This window comes from Skermania sp. ID1734, from assembly GCF_007489285.1.
In the GTDB taxonomy this organism is placed as follows: Bacteria; Actinomycetota; Actinomycetes; order Mycobacteriales; family Mycobacteriaceae; genus ID1734.
On sequence record NZ_VLIY01000005.1, the window covers coordinates 1 to 20,147 of the forward strand.

The 20,147-nt window shown below is 65.6% G+C and carries 19 protein-coding genes; 11 read left to right on the forward strand and 8 right to left on the reverse strand.

Annotated elements, in window-relative coordinates:
- On the reverse strand, positions 1-266 hold a 266-nt coding region (locus FOS14_RS07370), incomplete at its 3' end, for a hypothetical protein (protein WP_143769655.1).
- Positions 267-408: 142 nt separating this feature from the next.
- Here FOS14_RS07370 and FOS14_RS07375 point away from each other — a divergent pair.
- Together FOS14_RS07375 and FOS14_RS07385 are read left to right on the forward strand one after the other, a co-directional pair.
- Positions 409-729 (forward strand): helix-turn-helix transcriptional regulator, encoded by a 321-nt coding sequence (locus FOS14_RS07375; protein ID WP_143769656.1) that lies wholly within the window; start codon positions 409-411, stop codon positions 727-729.
- On the forward strand, positions 726-1,205 hold the full coding sequence (locus tag FOS14_RS07385) for an SRPBCC domain-containing protein (RefSeq protein WP_143769657.1): 480 nt from the start codon (positions 726-728) through the stop codon (positions 1,203-1,205). The genes FOS14_RS07375 and FOS14_RS07385 overlap by 4 nt, the downstream gene beginning before the upstream one ends.
- On the opposite strand, the gene FOS14_RS07390 is transcribed toward FOS14_RS07385, so the two are convergent.
- Positions 1,190-1,792, reverse strand: a complete 603-nt coding sequence (locus tag FOS14_RS07390; RefSeq protein WP_143769658.1) for a TetR/AcrR family transcriptional regulator — start codon at positions 1,790-1,792, stop codon at positions 1,190-1,192. The genes FOS14_RS07385 and FOS14_RS07390 overlap by 16 nt on opposite strands.
- Positions 1,793-1,870: 78 nt before the next feature.
- Between FOS14_RS07390 and FOS14_RS07395 the strand changes: the two genes are divergently transcribed.
- The 6 genes from FOS14_RS07395 to FOS14_RS07420 all read left to right on the forward strand — a co-directional run bounded on the left by FOS14_RS07395 (position 1,871) and on the right by FOS14_RS07420 (position 8,490).
- Complete coding sequence (locus tag FOS14_RS07395; RefSeq protein ID WP_143769659.1) at positions 1,871-2,791, forward strand: ABC transporter ATP-binding protein; 921 nt, start codon at positions 1,871-1,873, stop codon at positions 2,789-2,791.
- Positions 2,788-4,413 carry an ABC transporter permease gene (locus tag FOS14_RS07400; RefSeq protein ID WP_143769660.1) on the forward strand — a complete coding sequence of 542 codons (1,626 nt, stop codon included), beginning with the start codon at positions 2,788-2,790 and terminating at the stop codon, positions 4,411-4,413. The genes FOS14_RS07395 and FOS14_RS07400 overlap by 4 nt, the downstream gene beginning before the upstream one ends.
- A gap of 9 nt (positions 4,414-4,422) precedes the next feature.
- Positions 4,423-5,358 carry a cation diffusion facilitator family transporter gene (locus tag FOS14_RS07405; RefSeq protein ID WP_143769661.1) on the forward strand — a complete coding sequence of 312 codons (936 nt, stop codon included), beginning with the start codon at positions 4,423-4,425 and terminating at the stop codon, positions 5,356-5,358.
- Positions 5,359-5,744: 386 nt separating this feature from the next.
- Entirely contained in the window at positions 5,745-6,242 is a 498-nt protein-coding gene (locus tag FOS14_RS07410; RefSeq protein WP_143769662.1) for a transglycosylase family protein, read from the forward strand.
- Between the two features lie 74 nt (positions 6,243-6,316).
- The gene (locus FOS14_RS07415) at positions 6,317-7,141 is read left to right on the forward strand and encodes an alpha/beta fold hydrolase (protein WP_185981661.1); all 825 of its coding nucleotides are present in this window, start codon (positions 6,317-6,319) and stop codon (positions 7,139-7,141) included.
- 35 nt (positions 7,142-7,176) lie between these two features.
- Positions 7,177-8,490: an NAD(P)/FAD-dependent oxidoreductase gene (locus FOS14_RS07420; protein ID WP_143769664.1), complete on the forward strand. Its 1,314-nt coding sequence runs from the start codon at positions 7,177-7,179 to the stop codon at positions 8,488-8,490.
- 27 nt (positions 8,491-8,517) lie between these two features.
- Here the strand turns inward: FOS14_RS07420 and FOS14_RS07425 are convergent, their stop codons facing one another.
- From FOS14_RS07425 to FOS14_RS07445, 5 genes are all read right to left on the reverse strand, one after another.
- Positions 8,518-9,375 carry a patatin-like phospholipase family protein gene (locus FOS14_RS07425; RefSeq protein WP_143769665.1) on the reverse strand — a complete coding sequence of 286 codons (858 nt, stop codon included), beginning with the start codon at positions 9,373-9,375 and terminating at the stop codon, positions 8,518-8,520.
- Positions 9,375-11,234 carry a phosphoenolpyruvate carboxykinase (GTP) gene (locus FOS14_RS07430; protein WP_143769666.1) on the reverse strand — a complete coding sequence of 620 codons (1,860 nt, stop codon included), beginning with the start codon at positions 11,232-11,234 and terminating at the stop codon, positions 9,375-9,377. The genes FOS14_RS07425 and FOS14_RS07430 overlap by 1 nt, the downstream gene beginning before the upstream one ends.
- A 218-nt stretch (positions 11,235-11,452) precedes the next feature.
- The gene (locus FOS14_RS07435; RefSeq protein ID WP_143769667.1) at positions 11,453-11,761 is read right to left on the reverse strand and encodes a DUF6802 family protein; all 309 of its coding nucleotides are present in this window, start codon (positions 11,759-11,761) and stop codon (positions 11,453-11,455) included.
- A gap of 29 nt (positions 11,762-11,790) precedes the next feature.
- Positions 11,791-13,254: a hypothetical protein gene (locus FOS14_RS07440; protein WP_143769668.1), complete on the reverse strand. Its 1,464-nt coding sequence runs from the start codon at positions 13,252-13,254 to the stop codon at positions 11,791-11,793.
- Positions 13,247-14,125 (reverse strand): hypothetical protein, encoded by an 879-nt coding sequence (locus FOS14_RS07445; RefSeq protein ID WP_143769669.1) that lies wholly within the window; start codon positions 14,123-14,125, stop codon positions 13,247-13,249. The genes FOS14_RS07440 and FOS14_RS07445 overlap by 8 nt, the downstream gene beginning before the upstream one ends.
- Positions 14,126-14,234: 109 nt before the next feature.
- Here FOS14_RS07445 and trmB point away from each other — a divergent pair, with 109 nt between their 5' ends.
- The 3 genes from trmB to FOS14_RS07460 are packed head-to-tail and all read left to right on the forward strand — an operon-like array spanning position 14,235 to position 18,297.
- Positions 14,235-14,957 carry a tRNA (guanosine(46)-N7)-methyltransferase TrmB gene (trmB, locus tag FOS14_RS07450; RefSeq protein ID WP_143769670.1) on the forward strand — a complete coding sequence of 241 codons (723 nt, stop codon included), beginning with the start codon at positions 14,235-14,237 and terminating at the stop codon, positions 14,955-14,957.
- Positions 14,954-15,661: an NYN domain-containing protein gene (locus FOS14_RS07455; protein ID WP_370512188.1), complete on the forward strand. Its 708-nt coding sequence runs from the start codon at positions 14,954-14,956 to the stop codon at positions 15,659-15,661. The genes trmB and FOS14_RS07455 overlap by 4 nt, the downstream gene beginning before the upstream one ends.
- Positions 15,661-18,297 (forward strand): MMPL family transporter, encoded by a 2,637-nt coding sequence (locus tag FOS14_RS07460; RefSeq protein ID WP_143769671.1) that lies wholly within the window; start codon positions 15,661-15,663, stop codon positions 18,295-18,297. Before FOS14_RS07455 ends, FOS14_RS07460 begins: the two co-directional genes overlap by 1 nt.
- On the opposite strand, the gene FOS14_RS07465 is transcribed toward FOS14_RS07460, so the two are convergent.
- On the reverse strand, positions 18,263-20,071 hold the full coding sequence (locus tag FOS14_RS07465) for a DUF2339 domain-containing protein (protein ID WP_185981662.1): 1,809 nt from the start codon (positions 20,069-20,071) through the stop codon (positions 18,263-18,265). The two genes, FOS14_RS07460 and FOS14_RS07465, sit on opposite strands and share 35 nt — an antisense overlap.
- Between the last annotated feature and the right edge of the window lie 76 nt (positions 20,072-20,147).

A 20,147-nucleotide genomic window follows, 5' to 3' on the forward strand; every position in this document is an offset into this window, starting at 1 on the left:
ATCCCGAGCGCGGCGGTGTTCTCGGCGATGGTGCGTGAACAGCCCAACCGCAGCCCGATCTCGGCCAGCGCGTTGTTGCCGCAATCGTGGAAATCGCCGTTGCCCAGTTGCACGTCGCGTTCGATCCAGGCCTCCCACAACCCCGCACAGGCGCTCACCTTCCGGTAGGCGGCCCGATTCTCGATGACCGCGTCGGCGGCCAACTCGGCCAACACCACCCGATCCGCCTCGGTGGCCGCCGTCGAAGAACTCCCCCTACCCCACATACCAAGATCATACCCGAACAAACGTTCGAGTGCCATAAGAGAGTTGCCTTGAAAGTTGGCGTCGGTTTTGAAGCGGCCGTACGGCTGGAATTCAACCGCCGAAACTCTTGACATGCCTTCCGTAAGTTGATACTAACGGTAAGTGGCAACTTACGAGGCTGTGTTCGATGCTCTCGGACACACCACTAGGCGGGAGATTCTGGAACTGGTCCGGCGACGACCGTCGTCGGTTCAGGAACTGGCCGACCAACTGCCCATCAGTCGGCCGGCGGTGTCGCAGCACCTGAAGATTCTCGGCGACGCAGGGATCGTGTCAGCAAGTTCCCTGGGAACCCGACGGGTCTACTCGGTCAACAAAGGCGGCTTCGAGGTGTTGCGGCAGTGGCTCGACATCATGTGGCGCGATGCGTTGGATTCCTTCGTTTCGTTTGCCGATAGTTATCCCGAGGAAGGTGTGAAATGACAACGACTGCAACGGATGTTCGACGCGGGGTCACCGTATCCGGTTCACCCGAGCGAGCATTCGATCTGTTCACCAATCACATGGCGCAGTGGTGGCCCGCGGATCATCACCTCGCCCAATCGCCAGTCACCGCAATGACTGTGGAACCACGGGTCGGCGGCCGGATCTTCGACACCTGCGCGGACGGCACTGAAAGCGCATGGGGGCAGGTCACCGACTGGAATCCGCCGTCGGGCTTTGCATTTGCGTGGATGATCACCGCTGACTGGCAACTCGAGAGCGACGTAGAGAAGGCATCGCGGGTCTCGGTGACATTCACTGCGGAAGACGGTCGAACCAGAGTTACGCTGGTGCACAACGAGTTTTGGCGCCTCCGCGACGGTGGCGGCGCCATGGCCGCGGCCGTCGGTGATGCAAGCGGGTGGGGAAAGGGCCTAGAGCTCTTTGCCGAATACGCGGATCAGCGTGACGGTTGATCGCGCGGGGTCCCCCACATGTTCCGGATGAGTACCCACAGCTGTTCTTCATCCGGTTCCACCCCGGCTCGCAGTTGTGCTGCGCCCCGGGCGTCGCCGGCGCGCAGCACCGCCGCCGTTGCCGACACGAGCAGTTCACGATCGCAGCGCACGGTGATGAGCCCGATCTTCACGCCGTTATCCACAAAGTCGTTAATCCAGACCAGAAATGCGCCCTGTTCGCGCAACAGAAAGGCAGGGTTGATCAGCGCTAGATCGTTCGGGTTTTCCGCCACGTGCCGGCGCAGCTGATCGCCAACGGCGGCTAGCGCAGACCAGTACTCGGCGGCGGTCTCGACGGGCTGCCAGGTGCCGAGAACGCTACCGAGCCGAGACCCGACGTCGTCGAGCACCGTGTTGAGCAAATCCTCCCGACCGTCGAAGTAGTTGTACGCGGACGTCTTCGAGATGCCGGCCGCAGCGATGATCTGGTTGTAAGAGGCGTGGTCGACGCCCTCTTCGGCGAAGAAGCGGGTAGCCACATCGAGGATTCGCCGCCGCTCAGCGTCGGGTAGGCGGGTGAATCTCGGTAGCGGCACAATTGCCATCCTAGCAATTGTTGACTATTCGTGCGTACTATAGGTGTGTACTGCTGGTACACGTCGGCCGACGGAAGAGGTGATGACATGCAGCGCCTAACGGACCTTGTCATTGAAACCAAGGCGCTGCAGAAACGCTTCGGCGATTTTGTCGCGCTCGACGGGCTTGATTTATCGGTTTCCGCCGGAGAGGTGCATGGCTTTCTGGGGCCGAACGGCGCGGGCAAGTCGACAACGATCCGCATCCTGTTGGGGTTGGTGCGTGCGACCGCCGGCACGGCCAGAGTCTTCGGAGCCGACCCGTGGACAGCTCCCAGCGGCCTTCGCACGCGAATCGGCTATGTGCCAGGCGATGTCTCGCTGTGGCCTCGATTGACCGGTGGCGAGTGCCTCGATGTTCTTGCGGCTGTGCACGGTGGGGCGAATCCCCGCCGTCGTAAGACGCTGCTCGAAAGGTTCGATCTGGATCCGACGAAGCTCAGCCAGGACTATTCGAAGGGCAACCGGCAAAAGGTCGCTTTAGTAGCGGCTTTCGCGACCGACAGCGAATTGCTCGTTCTCGATGAACCAACATCAGGCCTCGACCCACTGATGGAGCAGGTATTTCAGGACGTTGTTCGTGAACGCGCCGACGAAGGCGTCACCGTCTTGCTGTCCAGCCACATCCTCGCCGAGGTGGAGGCGCTGGCTGACCGGGTCAGCATTATCCGGAGCGGCCGCACGGTATCCACGGGAACACTGGCCGAATTGCGGCGGCATTCCGCGACGCGGGTTCACGCGGTGACTGATCGGGAACCGATCGGTTTGGCCGCCATGCACGGTGTCGACGCCGTCCACGTTCAGCCGCACAACGGCGCGCATTCGGTTGCTTTCCACGTTGATTCGGCCGCTGTGCCGGATGCCTTCGCGGCGCTGCAAGCGGCCGGACTGGTATCTGTGACGGCGCAGCCGCCCAGTCTTGACGAGGTCTTTCTGCACAATTACGAGCGCGCGGGGGCGAGCGCATGAACGGATTCGCCACCATGTTTTCGGTGTCTTGGCGGACCAACCGTCGCGTGCTGTTGGCCTGGATCATCGGACTGTCCGCCGCCTTCGTCGCTAGCGCGTGGTCACTGCACGGTCTCTACGACACACCCGACAAACTCGCGACATACGCCAAGGCCACTGCCGCTGGTAGCGCGCTGTACGCGATCAATGGCCGCCCACACGGGCTAACCACTATCGGCGGTGTGATCGCCTACGAATTCGGATTCATGAGTGCAATTGCCTTTCCGCTCATGGGAATTCATTTGATGGTCCGAATGACTCGGGGCGAGGAACGGGCCGGTCGGCTCGACTTGCTTCGTGCCGGAGACATTGGCCGATCGGCCCCCGCCGCGGCGGCGCTGACCCTCGTCACCGCCGCCTTCTCCGTCATTGCTGGGACGATGGTGCTCACCCTCTCTGCTTTGCACGTCGGTTGGCCGGCGGCCGCTCTGTATCCGATATCGCTTGCGGTGCTTGGCTGGTGGTTCGCGGCGCTCACCGCAATGGGTGCACAGTGCGTGGCGGCTCCGAGGATGGTGACCGGAATTGGGTTGGGCGCACTGGTGGGCGCGTTCCTGCTGCGTGGCATCGGTGCTGTTCGTCACGATGGCACCGTCTGGTTTTCCCCGATTGGTTGGGCGGAACAGACCACGCCATATGACGGCCCGCGCTGGTGGCCGCTATTGCTCGCGGTCCTGACCGGCGCCCTGTTCATCGCCGCGATGGTGCGGCTCGTTGCCAGGCGCGATGTGGGCCAGGGACTGTTTGCCAGCCGTCGCGGCCGTGCCCACGCGTCGCAAGCAATCCTGAATCCCGTCGGCTTGGCCGTACGCCAGCACCGCGGTCCGATCATCGCGTGGTGCGTCGTCACCGCCCTGGTAGCGGTTTCGTTCGGCGCCCTCACCCAGGGTGTGCAGTCGATGATGTCCGACAACGACACCCTGCAACAGGTATTCGGCACCGGCGCGAGTTCGGCCGACGCATACCTGGCCTTCACGATCGCGTTGCTGGCGTTGATGTGCGCGGCGTTCGGGGTACAGGCGGTCGGCAGTGTCGCCGACGAAGAAGGGGCCGGCCGACTCGAGTCGTTGCTAACGGGCAACGTTTCGCGATCTCGTTGGCTACGTGCGCAGGTCCTGGTGATCGGCTGCGGCCTGGTGGTGGTCGCGCTCGTCGGCGGCCTGGCGCTGGGGGTCAGCGACGCGATCGCGACGACGGACTCCGGTGCCGTCGGACGCCTGTTGTGGTCGACGCTGGCCTATGTCCCCGCCGCGGCGAGCGTACCGGCGCTCGGCGTGGTGGCCTACTGTGGCCGCGCTAGATACGTATCGGCCGGTTGGATGGCCTTCATTTTCGTCGCGGTGGTCGCGACGCTCGGCGATGCGCTGCAGTTGCCCCAATGGGTGCGCGACGTATCGCCGCTCACCTGGATCGGGAGGGTGCCGGGCGCCACGGTGGAATTGACGGGTGTTGTCGGGGCTGCGGTGTTGACGCTGGTGTTCGCCGCGCTGGCGACGGTCGCCTTCACCCGTCGCGACGTGAGCACGGGGTCATCTGGCCTGCTGCACCGCGGCAGGTTGCGAGTCGATCATGCGATGGCATAGGACGGAGGTATGGCTGACGGCACCGAGGAGAGCACGCTCACTGTTGTCCTGGCGTTCGTCGCCAACTTCCTCATCGCGGCCGCCAAATCGGTGGCTGCGGTAATCACCGGCTCCGCGTCGATGGTCGCCGAAGCCGCACATTCCTGGGCGGACACCGGCAACGAGGTCCTGTTGGTCGTCGCCAACCGGCGTTCTCGGCGACCCGCAGACGCTCGCCACCCCCTCGGCTTCGGTCGCGAGGCATACGTCTGGTCCATGTTCGCCGCGCTCGGACTGTTCGCACTCGGTGCTGGGGTTTCGGTCACTCACGGCATTCAGGAATTGATGCATCCGGAGCCGTCGTCTGACTTCTTCGTTGCCTACATCGTTCTCGGTGTCTCGTTCGTGCTCGAGGCCGTGTCGTTTCGGCAAGCGGCCACCCAACTGCACGCGGAGGCGCACGAGGTCGACCGGACGCTGCTCGAGCACGCGCTGCGGACGTCGGATCCCACGACGCGTGCGGTGTTCGCCGAGGACGCTGCCGCGCTGATCGGCCTCGTTCTGGCCTTTCTGGGGATCTTGCTGCATCAGTTGCTGGATTCCCCGGTACCCGACGCTCTCGGTTCCATCGCGGTCGGAGTTTTGCTCGCTGTGGTGGCGATCATCCTGATCGACCGCAATCGGCGCTTTCTCATCGGCGAAGAGGCGTCGTCAACGCTGCGGACCGCCACGATCGCGACGCTTCTCGACTTTCCCGAGGTGGAACGGGTCACATTTCTGCGGATGGAGTATCTGGGTCCGCGCCAGGTGTACCTCGCCGCTGCCGTGGATCTGGTCGGCGATTTCGCCGAGTCCCGCATCGCCGAGACGCTGCACGAGTTACAGGAGCGATTGGAAGCCAGCCCGCGGATTGTGCGCGCCATGCTGAGCCTGTCCCGCGCCGGGCAACCGAGCATTGTCGGCTGATCACCAACCTATTTCGGCTGATATTCGGTGACCGCAGTCACAAAAAGTCTGTGACGCGGACAACGAATAGCAACAAATTTGCTTGCAATAGCAAGCAGGCAGATAGCGGGCTTGACCAGGTATTTTACACCCAACATTCAGGATAATTAGTTTTGCTAGTGGTTGCCGCCACAGTGCGCAAACCTCCAGATATGGCTCCAGAAATTTTAGAATTGATGCAGTTCGAAGGCCGAACAGAGACGGCCAGCGTAATGCAAATCGAACACGAGTGAATATCAACAAATTGATTCTCGTGTAAATCCAACAAGAACCTTTGATTTGCATATCGTCGCGCACATCGCGGCGGCACGGCGCTGGTCGTACGAGGAAAGAAAGGGTTCGACCCCATGAGCGCCATCGTCACCACCATCAAGCGCACCGCCACTGTCGCTGCTGCCGCTGCCGCGGTCACCGCCGGCTACGGCGCCCTCAGCGGTACCGCGTCGGCCGCCACCGTCCAGCAGTGGGACCAGGTCGCGCAATGTGAGTCGGGTGGTAACTGGTCCATCAACACCGGCAACGGCTACTACGGCGGCCTGCAGTTCTCGCAGAGCACCTGGGCGGCCAACGGTGGCACCGGCCTCGCGAGCCAGGCGTCGAAGGAAGAGCAGATCCGCGTCGGCGAGCGCGTCCTGCACAGCCAGGGCAAGGGTGCCTGGCCGGTGTGTGGCCACGGGCTGAGCAGCGACGCCGACCCGCAGTTTGCCCCGGCCCCCGCGCCGGCGCCGGTCGACCCCAACCTGCTCGCCGTCATGAACGTGAGCAACCAGCTCGACAAGGTCGCCACCGACCACGGCGTCCCCGTCGATGTATCGGGCATGGTGGCCAACGCGACCAAGCACTGATCACCCCGCTTTACGTGCCCGGCTTCCCAAGAGGGAGCCGGGCACGCGGCGTTTCACCTCGGTACCGTCAGGTGGTGCGCGACGTTCTGGTCGAGACCCCGACCGGCTCGCTGGCTGTCCGCGACTACGGCGGTGCCGGTCCACAGGTGTTGCTGCTGCACGGCGCCGGCCACAATCTGGAGATTTGGCGTCACGTCATCGAGGCGATCGACGGTGCCGCCCGGGTCGTCGCAGTGGATCTTCGCGGACACGGTCAGTCCTGTGTCGACGCGTCGTTCACATTGGCCGATCTGGCCGACGATGTGCACCGGGTGTGCACCGCGCTGCGAATGGACTCGCCAATTCTGGTCGGTCATTCGCTCGGCGGATGGGCCGCGCTAGCCGCCGCGTCGGGCGCCGATATCACTGCCTTGGTGGTCGTCGAAGGCCCCGTGGTGGCGATGCGGAAGCTGTATGAAGCGCTCGACCTGCCGCCCGGCTACGGCCTCGATGAACTTTCCACGAATGAATTCCACGGTGACGACGCGGCGTGGCGGAAACGCGTGGATAAGTTGAGCGAACCCGGCTCGGTGGGTCGAGCGGTTCTGGAACGGGCCTGCCTGCGCGGATCGGACGGATTGCTGCACTCCCACCCGCTGACGGACGAATTGCTCGCCGCGCAGCGCTGCACGTGGCAGCTCGATCCGGCCGTCGCCTACCAGCATGTCGATGCACCGATCAGGCTGGTGCTGGGCACCGAGGTGGACGTGCCACGGCCGCGGCGGTACGCGAAATTGCGCCGCGCGGCGCTCGATGACTTCGACCGTGTGCAGGTCACCTGGCTTCCCGGCGGGCATCACCTCCCGGTCGACTGCCCGCAGGCGGTCGCCGATGTGGTGCGGTCGACGTTTCCCGGCTGACCAACCCGGGAAAGCGACCCAGCGGAGGTGATCGAATGACCCACCAACGCGTGGTCATCGTCGGCAGCGGATTCGCCGGGTTCGAATGCGCCCGGCGGCTGAGCCGGATCGTCCGGAAGTCGGGGGCGGACGTGAAAATCACCCTCGTCACGCCGCACGACTACATGTTGTATACGCCGCTGCTACCGGACGTCGCCGGCGGGCTGATGGACCCGCGATTCGTGGCGATCCCGCTGATCAACGCGATGCCTGAGGTGGAATTGTGCATCGGCGCTGCCACGGACGTCGACTTCGACGCACACACCGTGCACGTCGACATGGTCGGCTGTGATCCGCAAGAGCTGGCGTGGGATCGACTGGTGCTGACACCGGGATCGGTTACCCGCCTCTTCGACATCCCCGGGCTGGCCCAGCACGCCCGCGGCTTGAAGACCGTCGCCGAGGGCCTGTACCTGCGGGAGAAGTTCCTGCGACAGCTCGAACTTGCCGATATCGAATCGGACGCCGAGGCTCGCGCCGCTCGCCGCACAGTGGTGGTCGTGGGTGCTTCCTATGCGGGGACCGAACTGGTGGCCCAATTGCGTGCGATGGCCGATACCTATGCCCATCGGCGCGGGTTTTCGCCCGACGAGATCCGGTTCGTGCTACTCGACACCTCCAAACGCGTCATGCCGGAGGTCGGCGAAAAGCTGAGCGACAAGGTGCTCGACGTACTGCGCGGCCGGGGCGTCGACGTGCGCCTGGAAACGTCGCTCGAGGAGCTCTCCGACGATCACGTCGTTTTGACCGATGGAACCGTTGTGCCCACGCACACCGTGGCATGGGTCACCGGGGTAACCGGCGCACCGATGCTGGAAAAGTTGGGCCTGCCCATGGAAAAGGGCCGCCTGCGAGTCAACGCGGACCTCAGCGTGCCCGGCCAGTTGGGCGTCTTTGCAGGTGGCGACGCGGCTGCTGTTCCGGACGTCACCAAGCCCGGCTCTATCACCCCGCCGACCGCCCAGCACGCCACCCGGCAGGGCAAGACGTTGGCCCGCAACGTCGCCGCGAGCCTCGGCATCGGGCGGGCCAAGAACTACAAGCATCGCGACCTCGGCCTGGTCGTCGACCTGGGCCCGCGATTCGCGGTGGCCAACCCGCTCGGCGTCCACCTGTCCGGTCGCACGGCGAAGGCGGTGACGCGGCTGTACCACGTTTATGCGGTGCCGCGAGCCACCAATCGATGGGCTATCGCGATGACCTATCTGACCAACCTGGCCGCGCCGCGGCCGCTCACCATGCTCGGCCTGGTCGAGGAGAACGAGGCCAACTTTGCCGCCAGCGAGGGAATCCCGACCGTGGGACGCTAGTATCCGCCAACCTCCGATGACGAGACGCTAGCTGCGGGCGAGGGCACCGACCTTCGCTGCCGCCGCTCGGCCATCCACCAAGCCCTTTTCGAAGAACGCCACGCGCTGGGATTCGTCGAACGCCGAAAGCGGCGGGATGGGCCGTTCGGGTCGCAGGAGTTCGGTGCGCACCCCGCGGTCCTCCAGATCGTCGAGTTCGCGGGCGGTGGCCCGATCGGAGAATCGGCCGGCCCAGTCGTCGCCCCCGAGCGGACTGATGACCAGCACCGAATCAATGTCTTCGGGCAGCAGGTCTGCGCTCGTCGGCGACCACAGGCCGCCGTCGACGTAGCTGCTTGCGCCGATGGTCACCGCCGGGAAGATGCCGGGCACCGCGCACGAGGACGCGACGACGGGCAGTAAATCCACGGCGTCGTCGACGGACCACAGTCTCCGTTCGCCGGTCCCGGCGTCGATCGAGACGATGCGCAGTTTCGGCGACCAGTCGAGCGGACCGATGATGTCGGCAAACATGCCCAGCCACGCTTCTTCGGTCATGGTCAACGAGCGGGCGGCAATCTCCGCGATGGCCGCGGCCGCCGTGGGATCCATGAACTGGATCGGGCTCCAGCGGGTGAGCACCTGGAGGTTGGCCATCGCGCTGCCCTTGGTCATGGGCTGACCCGACATCCGCAGCGGCGACTGCTCGCCTGCGATGTAGCCCTTCAGCGACGAAGGATCGGGACCGGACAGCAGCAGGCTGCCGACGATCGAGCCCGCCGACGTGCCGAGGACTATGTCGGAGTCCCGCAGGTTTACGCCTGCCTCGTGCAGACCGATGACGACGCCGCACTCCCAGGCCAAGCCGGTCAGACCGCCGCCGGCCAGGATGAGACCGAACGGCATCAGCCGTTGAGCCGCTGCTTGAGCGCCTCGAACTCATCGCGGATGCCGGTCGGCAATTTGTCCCCGATGAACTCGAACCACTCTTCGATGAGCGGGATTTCTTTCTTCCATTCTTCGACGTCGACCTTCAGCGACGCGTCGACGTCATCGCGATCCACGTTCAGACCGTCGAGGTCGAGGTGCTCCGCGGTGGGCACATTGCCGATGGCGGTGACCTCGGCGTCGGCCTTGCCCTCGATGCGGTTGACGATCCATTCCAGAACCCGCGAGTTCTCGCCGAAGCCCGGCCACAGGAATCGGCCGTCGCTGCCACGGCGGAACCAGTTGACGTAGAAGATCTTCGGCAACTTCTCCGCATCCGCATTCTTGCCGAGGTTGATCCAGTGGTTGATGTAGTCGCCGACGTGATAGCCCATGAATGGCAGCATGGCCATTGGGTCGCGGCGCACCGTGCCGACCTTGCCCTCGGCGGCGGCGGTCTGCTCAGAGCTCATCGTCGCGCCCATGAAAACGCCGTGCTGCCAGTTCAGCGACTCGGTGACCAGCGGGACCGTGGTCTTGCGGCGACCGCCGAAGAGGATCGCCGAGATGGGCACGCCCTGCGGGTCGTCCCACTCGGGAGCGAGGATCGGGCACTGCGACATCGGCGTGCAGTAACGCGAATTCGGGTGCGCTGCTTTGGTGTCCGTCTCGCGCAGGACCCAGTCGTTGCCCTTCCAATCGATCAGGTGATCGGGCTCGCCCTCGAGGCCCTCCCACCACACGTCGTTGTCGTCGGTGAGCGCGACGTTGGTGAAGACAGTGTTGCCCGCTGCGATCGTCTTCATCGCGTTGGGGTTCGATGACCAGTTGGTGCCGGGGGCGACACCGAAGAACCCGTACTCCGGGTTCACCGCGTAGAGGCGGCCGTCCTTGCCGAAGCGCATCCAGGCGATGTCATCACCGAGCGTCTCGGCCCGCCATCCCGGGACGGTCGGCTGGAGCATGGCCAGGTTGGTCTTGCCGCAGGCGCTCGGGAAGGCCGCGGCAATGTAGTAGTTCTTGTTCTCCGGCGAGATCAGCTTGAGGATCAGCATGTGCTCGGCGAGCCAGCCCTCGTCGTGGGCCATGGCCGAGGCGATGCGCAGTGCGTAGCACTTTTTGCCCAGCAGCGCGTTGCCGCCGTAGCCGGAACCGAAGGACCAGATCTCGCGGTCTTCCGGGAAGTGGGTGATGTACTTCGTGTCGTTGCACGGCCACGGCACATCTTGCTGGCCCGGTTCCAGCGGCGCCCCCACGGAGTGCAGCGCCTTCACGAAAGGCCGGTCGGTGCCCAACTTGTCCAGGGCAGCCTTGCCCATACGGGTCATCACGCGCATGGAGACGACCACATAGGGCGAGTCGGTGATCTCGACGCCCAGCTTCGGGTCCTCGGCACCGAGTGGTCCCATGCAGAACGGCACCACATACATCGTGCGGCCGCGCATCGACCCACGGAATAGCTCCGTCAGGGTCTGGCGCATCTCGGTCGGATCCATCCAGTTGTTGGTCGGACCGGCGTCGGATTCCTGCCGAGAACAGATGAACGTGCGCGACTCGACGCGTGCGACGTCCGAGGGGTCCGACAGCGCCAGGAACGAGTTCGGCTTCTTGCGCTCGTCAAGTTTGCGGAAGGTGCCCGCCTCGACCAGTTCTGCGGTCAGTCGGTCCCACTCGGCGTCCGATCCGTCGGCCCAGACCACCTGGTCCGGCTCGGTGAGTTCGGCCACTTCGCGCACCCAAGCCAACAACTCGGCGTGCTGCGTCGGTGGCGTGTCGGACGCCCCCGCCCCACGGGATTCACTGTTTCCGCTTTGACCTGAAATGGTCGCTGAGGTCATCAAACTCTCCTGGCTGGGGCCGAATCGTTACATAGCGTGGCCTGCACCTACGATTCGATTTCCCCCTGGTTTGGCCGGGGGTTTACCCACACCTGCCGCAGGCGAAACCGATGCAGCGGATGCGGACACCGGGGTTCCTTAGACCTAGAGGTTAACTCTGTGCTACGGGACCTTGGCGTTCGGGGCGAGTGCACTCACCCCGCTAGGTGCACGCCGAGCTATTTATCCAGCCTACCGTGGTCCGATTGGACCCAGTGGCCGACGCCATCCGCCTCGCCGCGCAGCTCCCAGGCAGCGAACTCGCCGCTGCCACTCAACAGCGTCACATGATCGACGACCTCGTCGTGGTCGAGATCGGTTGCCACGATCAAGCCGCCGTGCGAGTCCATCGTCAGCGTGTCGAGAACGCCGTCGCCGTCGATGTCCTGGATCGGATTGTGCAGTGCCACCGCGCCGAGATCGTCGAGCGACGAATGGGCGTCGAGGGCCGCGAGTTCGGGTAGCGCAAACTCGTTCGACGTCACCATGTTGACGGCTCCTCTCCGCGACCTATTGCTTAACCCTTCTGACGCGCCAACGCCGCGATCGGTTCCGTAAGAATCTGCAGATCTCGTTCGCAAACGGCCAACCGGCCGGCGCGTTTCGCCGCGATCTCGCGCAAGCGCCCGTCGAGCGCCGCGAGCCGTGCGTCAATGCGCTCGGAGTTGCGGGCGGTGATTTCCCGCAGACGCGCGGTCAACTGCGCTTCTGTCTCGACGACCAGCGCCTGCACGCGATGCTCGAGGTCCGCCTTCGCCGTGACGAGAGTGTCGGCCGCCCATTGCTGCACGTGCGCCCGGTCGGCCAGCTGCGCGCGTGAGCGGGCCAGCCACCACGCCGCGAAACCGCCGAGTGCCAGCGAGACCGGGATGGTTGCAATGTCGAGTGCTGGGATCATCGACAACGGCGACACCACCAGCCGGCTGACACCGACCCCGGCCGAGGCGCCGAACGCCACCATGACGCGGTCCTCGATTCCGCGGTGCCGCGGTTGCGGTGCGTCCAGGGCGAGCGCTTCGACGGGCTCGGGCAACCGGAGGTCGGCGGCAATCTCATCGAGTGCCGCGACCTGTTGCAAGCGGCGCACCGCCGCCTCCTCGACGGTCGTCGTCAGCTCGGTGATCGTCTCTTGCAGCCGTCGGGGATATGCCCTCAGTGCCCGCCGATTCGCGCGGGCAATCTCGGCCCGGCTTGCCGTGTGTGCCGCGCGGACGCGATTTCCGATGTCGTGGGTCAGCTCGCCGCGGGCTAGCTGGAGCTGCGCTCGTAGTCCCGCGATGGCGTCCGCTCGCGCACCGTCACGACCGGCCAGCACGGCGGCGCGCTCGGCGCGGAGCGCCTGTGTTTCCTCGTCGCGCTGGGCCGCCGCCATCGCGGCCCGGATTCGCTCGCGGGTCCGCGCGATGAGTGCTTCTTCCGCCACCTGCAGACGACTATCCCGAGTCTCGCCGGTCTGTTCACGCAGCTCCTGCGCGATGGCGTCGAGAAGTTCGCGTATACCGCTGTGCGCCAGCACCCGATCCGAGTGCGTGTTCGCGAGTTGTCGCGCGGTGCGGGCCAGCCGGGCGGACACCGGCCACAGTCGTGCGTCCGGGTCAACCTGCGTTCGCAGGATTTCCAGGTTTCGCGCGGCGACCGCACGCCAATCGCGATGCGCATCGATCTTGTTCATTGCATAGAGCACTGGGCCGCGGATGTTCTCCGCCGCCCGCAGCGTGTCGCGGCCGATCGGCGCGGCGGCATCAACAAGTAACACGAATACGGCGGCCTCGACCGGCGACGTTGCCCAGTCCAATTCGGGTGCAAGCAATCTCAATTCGTGCTCGAGTTCCGTCTTGCCGACGCCGCCTGGGCCGGCAATGTGGACCGCCAGTGTTGCGGGGTTGCGAACCCAAGCGCGCTGCAGCCCGTCGAGTCCTTCCGGATCCCAGCGCTGTACGACCGCCTCGACTTCTGCTGGGAGCGGTCGCGTTTCACCCATGGCATGCCTGGAGAATCCGACTGCCGGCGGCGCTGCGCAGGAACTCTTCGATGTCGTCGCGGCAATCACCACGTGCGGCGAGCCGGGCCAATTCGTCGAGGAGCGTCTGCGCCCGCCGCTGCGCATTGCGCCGTAGCTGCCCGGCGAGTGCAGCGCGCGCCGCTGGAACGCCACTTGCGCCGTGCATGACTAGGAGCAGTGCGTCCGCATCCAGCGTCGGCTCACGGCGCAGCGTGTCGATCGCGCAGCCAACTCCGAAGAAATCCCAGCGATCGAGCAGGGCTCGTCGAGCCGATGTCGGCACCGCAACGTCGGCATCAACAAAGAGGTCAGGCGAGAGCAGCAGGATCGGGTCGTTGCCGTCAGCGAGCGTGCGAAGAGAGTCCACCTCCGACGGCGTCAACCGTTGCGCCACCGTCGCCGCGGCTGTGCTCGCCACCAAGGGGACCGTCGGCGAACCGGTGCACTCGGCAATCGAATCGGCTCGGGCCGCAGCGGCTGGCCACCCACCAGGTATGGCGTCCGCCTTGTTCAGCACGATCAATACCCGCTCGTGTTCCACCAGAGCCGCCCGGTCCGCCGGTTGGGCGGATTCGGCAAGGACGTAGATGACCAGATCGCCGTCCAGCGCCGGCGCGGCTCCGTCGGGATGATCCGTGGTGGCAATCTCGGCACCGGCACAGTCGAGTGCCCGTGCCACCGACGAACGGCCGACGCCCGCACGCCCGGCGATCTGCACGCGCAGCGGTCGCAGAAAGTCGTCGACGACCGCTGTCGCCGACGAAGCCGATCCGGAATCGTTGCGCTGCAATCGCGTGATGAGCTGCTCGAGCTCGCTAGTCCCCACCGTTTCCCCCTCCGGTGCGGTCATTGTTGCAGGCGAATACTTGGTCGCACGCCACGGCACCAAGCGGCATGCCTCAACAACAATCAGCAGGCCCAGGTGTCACACACGCCCGTTCATGCGTGACAATTGACGGGTGAACGACGCCGATCCAGCCGCTGTCGACGAGCAGCGCCGCGGCTCTCGGCTCCATCCACGCGTCACGAGTTTTCGATCGCGCCGCGGGTCGCTGACCGACGCCCAACAGCAGGCCTGGGACCGGATGTGGCCGCGCATCGGCCGCGATGTCACCGCCCCAGACTTCGGTTCGTTCGCCTCGTGGTTCGGCCGCGATGCACCGCTGATCCTCGAGATCGGCTCCGGCACGGGAACGGCGACGGCAGCGATGGCGCTAGCCGAGCCGCACGTGAACCTCGTCGCCATCGAGGTGTACCGGCCCGGCCTGGCTCAGCTGGTGCAGCACATCGAGCGGGAAGACATCGGCAATATCCGGTTGCTGCGCGGCGACGCGGTGGAAGTGCTGGAGTCCCTGGTGGCTCCGGAATCACTCACCGGCGTGCGCGTATTCTTTCCGGATCCCTGGCCCAAGGCCCGGCACCACAAGCGGCGGCTCCTACAGCCGCCTACCGTGGCGCTCATCGCCGATCGGTTGCGTCCCGGAGGTGTGTTGCACGTCGCTACCGACCATGCGGACTACGCCTCCTACATCCGATCCGTCGGCGACGCTGAACCCCAGCTCACGGCCCTGGACTGGGAGTCGCCGATGACGCACGAGCGGCCGGTGACCAAGTTCGAACGCAAAGCCCACCGGGCGGGTAGCGCCGTCACCGAGCTGATATGGGGGAAGATCGGAGCATGACCCTCAGCGAAGCGCCGCCTGAACCGATGTCCGTCGGCGACGTCCTCGGCGCCCCCAGCGGCGACGGCCGCGACGTGCGCCGAGTGTTGCTGGTGTGGGACGCGCCCAATCTCGACATGGGCCTAGGGGCGATTCTCGGTGGCCGGCCCACGGCCGCGTACCGCCCGCGCTTCGACGCGCTTGGTCGTTGGCTGCTCGCCCGGACTGCAGAGATCTCGGCCGGGGCGAAGGGCCAGATCGAGCCGGAGGCGACGGTGTTCACCAACATCGCCCCCGGCAGCGCCGATGTGGTGCGGCCGTGGGTGGAGGCGCTGCGCAACGTCGGGTTCGCTGTCTTTGCCAAACCCAAGATCGATGAAGACTCCGACGTGGACAGCGACATGCTGGCCCACATACAGTTGCGCGCTCGCGACAACGGTCTGGCCGGCATCATGGTCGCCTCCGCCGACGGGCAGGCATTCCGGCTACCGCTCGAAGACATCGCCGCCACCGGAGTTCCGGTGCAGGTGCTGGGTTTTCGTGAGCACGCCAGCTGGGCGGTCAGCTCGGAGACGCTGGAATTCCTCGACCTCGAAGACATCCCTGGCGTGTTCCGGGAACCGTTGCCCCGGATCAGCCTCGATTCTTTGCCCGACGAGGGCGCGTGGCTGCAGCCGTTCCGGCCGCTATCGGCACTGCTCACAGCCCGTCCGGGAGTGGCTTAGTGTTCACGCGCTGGGGAGGGCTGGTCTACCGGCTGCGCTACACCGTCATTGGCGTGATGGTGGTGTGCTTGCTGGCGCTCGGTGGGTACGGCCTGGGACTGTCGCGCCACTTGAGTCAGAGCGGCTGGGATGATCCGGGCTCGCAGTCATCGCAGGCGGCCCAGCTGCTCGACGCCACCTACGGTCGCGATCACACGGCCGATGTCGTCGCGATCTACACGGCGCCACCGGGCAAAACGGTGGACGATCCGGTGTTCGCGCAGAAGATCAAGGACAACCTCAACAATCTGGTACGGCAGTACCCGGACCAGATCCTCAAGATCAACGGTGGCTATTACAAGACCGACACCGGTCAGCAGTTGACCATCGGCACGGTCGACAAGTCGCACGAGCACGCGATCATGAGCATCGCGATCAAGGGCGACACCGATACCGAGCAAGCGCAGAACTTCACCGATGTCGAGGACGCCTTCAACATCCCGGGCATCAACGTGCAACTGGCCGGACTGCAACCCGTTGCGGGCGGCCTCAACGCCACCATGCAGGCCGACGTGCACCGGATGGAGATTCTGGCGATTCCCGTGGTCGCCATATTGTTGTTCTTCATCTTCGGCGGCATCGTCGCCGCGGCACTGCCGCTGATCATCGGTGGCCTCACGGTGATCGGCGCGTGGGGAATCGTCCGGATCATCACCAACTTCACCGAGGTCAACGCCTTCGTCCTGAGCGTGGTGTCGCTGATCGGGCTCGGTCTGGCCATCGACTACGGCCTCTTCATCGTCAGCCGGTTCCGGGAGGAACTCGCCGAGGGGTACGACACCGCCACCGCGGTGCGTCGCAGCGTGATGACGGCAGGGCGCACCGTGGTGTCGAGCGCGACGATGATCGTCGCCAGCCTCGGCGGCCTGCTGATCTTCCCGCAGGGCTTCCTCAAATCCGTCGCATACGGCGCTATCGCCACGGTTGGCCTGGCCGCGATATGCGCGATCACAATTTTGCCGGCGTTGCTGGGCATCCTCGGCCGCCGCGTCGACGCGCTCGGTCTGAAGTTCTTCCGCAAGACCAAATCGACCGAAGAAATCGAAAACGGATTCTGGGGCAAGCTGACCCGCTGGGTGATGAAGCACCCGCTCAAGGTGACCATTCCGATCGTCATCGGGCTGTTGCTGCTGATCATTCCGGTCAATGCCATCCAGTTCGGCGGGATCAGCGAAAAGTATCTGCCGCCGGATAATTCGACCCGGATGGCGCAGGAAGAGTTCGACAAGCTGTTCCCGAACCAGCGCACCAACCCCATCAAGCTCGTCGTCGAGACGTCGAACACGCTCGATGTCGGCAAGGTGCTCTCGGAAGCGAACAATGCGCCGGGTCTGGTCAGCGGCGGCTTCCAGTTGCCCACCACGCCGACCAAGGACAACCTGTGGGTGCTGCAATCCGGCCTGCAGGACACCGACCACGCCAAACCGACCATCGACTATTTACGCAGCATGCCGGTGCCGGCCGACGCGAAGGTGATGGTCACCGGAACGCCGGCGATTCAGCAGGATTCGATCACGGCGCTGCTCGACCGGATGCCGCTGATGATCGTGATCGTCCTGGCGGTGACCACGATTCTGATGTTCCTCACGTTCGGATCACTGGTCTTGCCCATCAAGGCGGCGTTGATGAGCGCCCTCGGGCTGGGGTCGACACTGGGCATCTTGACCTGGATCTTCGTCGACGGTCATGGCGCCAAGCTGCTGAACTTCACGCCCGGCCCGATCATGTCGCCGGTGTTGGTGCTGATCATCGCGATCATCTATGGTCTCTCGACCGACTACGAGGTCTTCCTGCTGTCCCGGATGGTGGAGGCGCGCACGCTCGGCGCGAGCACCACCGAGGCCGTGCGGGTGGGCACCGCACACACCGGCCGCATCATCACGGCGGCCGCGTTGATCCTGATCGTGGTGACCGGCGCGTTCGGATTCTCCGACCTCGTGATGATGCAGTACATCGCCTACGGCATGATCTCGGCGCTCATCATCGACGCAACCCTGATCCGCATGTTCCTGGTGCCGGCGACCATGAAGTTGCTCGGCGACGACTGCTGGTGGGCGCCCGCGTGGCTCAAGCGATTGCAGGAGAAGCTCGGCCTCGGCGAGCCCATCCTCGAAGACGAGCGAATCCATGGCGAGGTGCCCGACCTCGGGGCGCAATTGCCCACGCAGGCCTTCCCGGTCGGAACGTCCGAGCCACGCACCGAGCCCTTCGGGCGCATTGCCGCACCGTCACGCATCAAGCCGCCGCCGCAGGCGAACCAACCGGCTCCCCCGCGGCCGTCGAGCACGTTCCCGGTTCCGCCGCGCCAGCCCAGCGCCCGGCCGACGCCGCCGGCGGAACCGGAATCCGCTGCGCCGGAAACTGGGCGCGAGGAGATCGCCAATTGGTTGGCGGATCTGCGTCGGCCCAAGGATCGGGTGAGCAATGGCGCTGCCGCGCCGGAGCCGGCCGAGGCCGAGCAGCCGACCGAGGTCGTCCCAGAACATCCGGCCCCGAACGATGCGGAGACCGTCGACGAACGGGGCCGCCACCATCGCAGCGGCGGCGGCCCCGGTCTGACCGTCAGCGAGTTGCTGAAGCGGCAGAATCCGAGCTGACCTTGCGGTCGCCACGGCTCGCCAGCGACCGCGCATAACGGGTGCCGGCAGCCAGCAACAGCAGACCGACGGCCAGAAACGCTCCCGCCCGCAGCAACCCGTCGAGGGTGGCCAGGTCGAACAGGAACAGCTTGGCCACCGCGGCGGCGACCAGCGCCAGCCCTGTCCCGAGCGCGGCATGCGCGTTCGCCGCCGTGCGCTGGCTCCACAACACCATTGCGATGCCGACCAGCATCCACACGATCGTCGCCAGGCAGTGCCCGACCGTGAAGCCATCGGTACCGCCCACCGCGACGCACGCCGCAATGATCGCGGCCGAGGCGGCGTAGAGGCCGGCGATGGCGGCAGGCAGGCAGACCGCCTCGGCGTTCGCCCGGGCCACCAACCCGAGGTGTAGCGCCTGTCGCACGAGCAAAGCCAGGGCGCCGACACCAAGGAGGCTGGCCAGAATCGTGGACACCCCCAGCACGGCTGCCGCACGGTCTGCGGTGACCAACGCGTCGGGAGCGACCGCATCCAGGTAGGCGACCATGCCGCCCAAGGCGAACGCCAGACCCATGAAATACGCGCCCCGAGCACGCTGCTGGAACGAGACGGCAAGGAACGCGACACTCACGGCGAACAGCGCAATCGGCAGTGTCTCGGCGCGAGTCACGACGACGCAGACATTGAGCAACGCCAACCCGGCGACGGCGGCGGCAATCCTGATGTGCGAGGCCAGCTTTGAATACGCGCCCAAACCCAGCATGGCGGCAGCGAGCAGACCCTGCACCGCCACGGTCACCTGGTGGTCCACCAGTACCGGAGATCCCAGCAATGGCAGCGCCGAAATGGCGAGCATCGTGCTTGCCGTGACATCGGTGGCCACCCGGCGAGTGGCGGCAACGCCAGACACGGCGCCGATCGCCGCGACAACAATGCACGCCACCAGCAACGCAACCCGGTGCTCAGTGCCGCCATTGATGAGGTGTTCGCCCAACGCGAGCAGCAGGGCAATGACGACCGGGGCGGTCCGGGCAATGTGCACGTAGGACCAGTCCCGCAGCAACTGCACAGGCGCACAACCGAATTGCAGCACCGCCAGGAACGCGATGAGGGGGATCGTGATCCCGTCGGTGAGCGCCGGTGCCAGGACCGCTACGCCGCACAGCACGAGCACCGCCAGCCACTGCGAGCGCCAGCTCACCGCGAGTGCCATCCCGCACGCGGCGATCGCCAGCGCGATCGCTAGACCGACGGGTGCGGCCAGCCAGCCGTAGAACACAGTCATCGCAACAACATCCAGGTAGCCGCCGGCAAAGCCGGTCGCGGCCATGGCAATTCCACCAACGTTGCCACCGGGCCGAGTGCGCACCCGTTGCCCGATGCAGACCAGCGCCGCGGATAGGGCAGCGCCAGCGCCGACCCGAACCGCGGGCCCGAACAGTCCGGCCTGCGCCGCCAGCACCAGCAGCAACACGACACCGACGAGCGTGACGCCCGCGCCCGCCACAGCCAGCAGGCGGCTGACAACGCCCTCGCGCTGCCACCACGGCGGCCGGCGGACCACCGGTTGGGTGGGCGGCCACGGCCGCGGCGGTACGGGTTGTGGTGCTGGTTGTGGCCAGGCGCCCGGCGGGGGCGGCGCATAGCCGGGCACCGGCGGCGTGTGGCGCAGTTGGTTGCCGAGCATGTTCAACTCGGCACCAATTCCATCCACTCGTCGAGCCAACGCCGCGAGTTCGCCCGACATCCACTCCAACCGGGCGGGATCGATCAACGGTCCACTAGTCATGCCCAAAAGGCTGCCGGGTGACGGCCGACCGCACATGAGTAGTGCTACTCGAGTACGCCCTCGGCAACTACTCGTC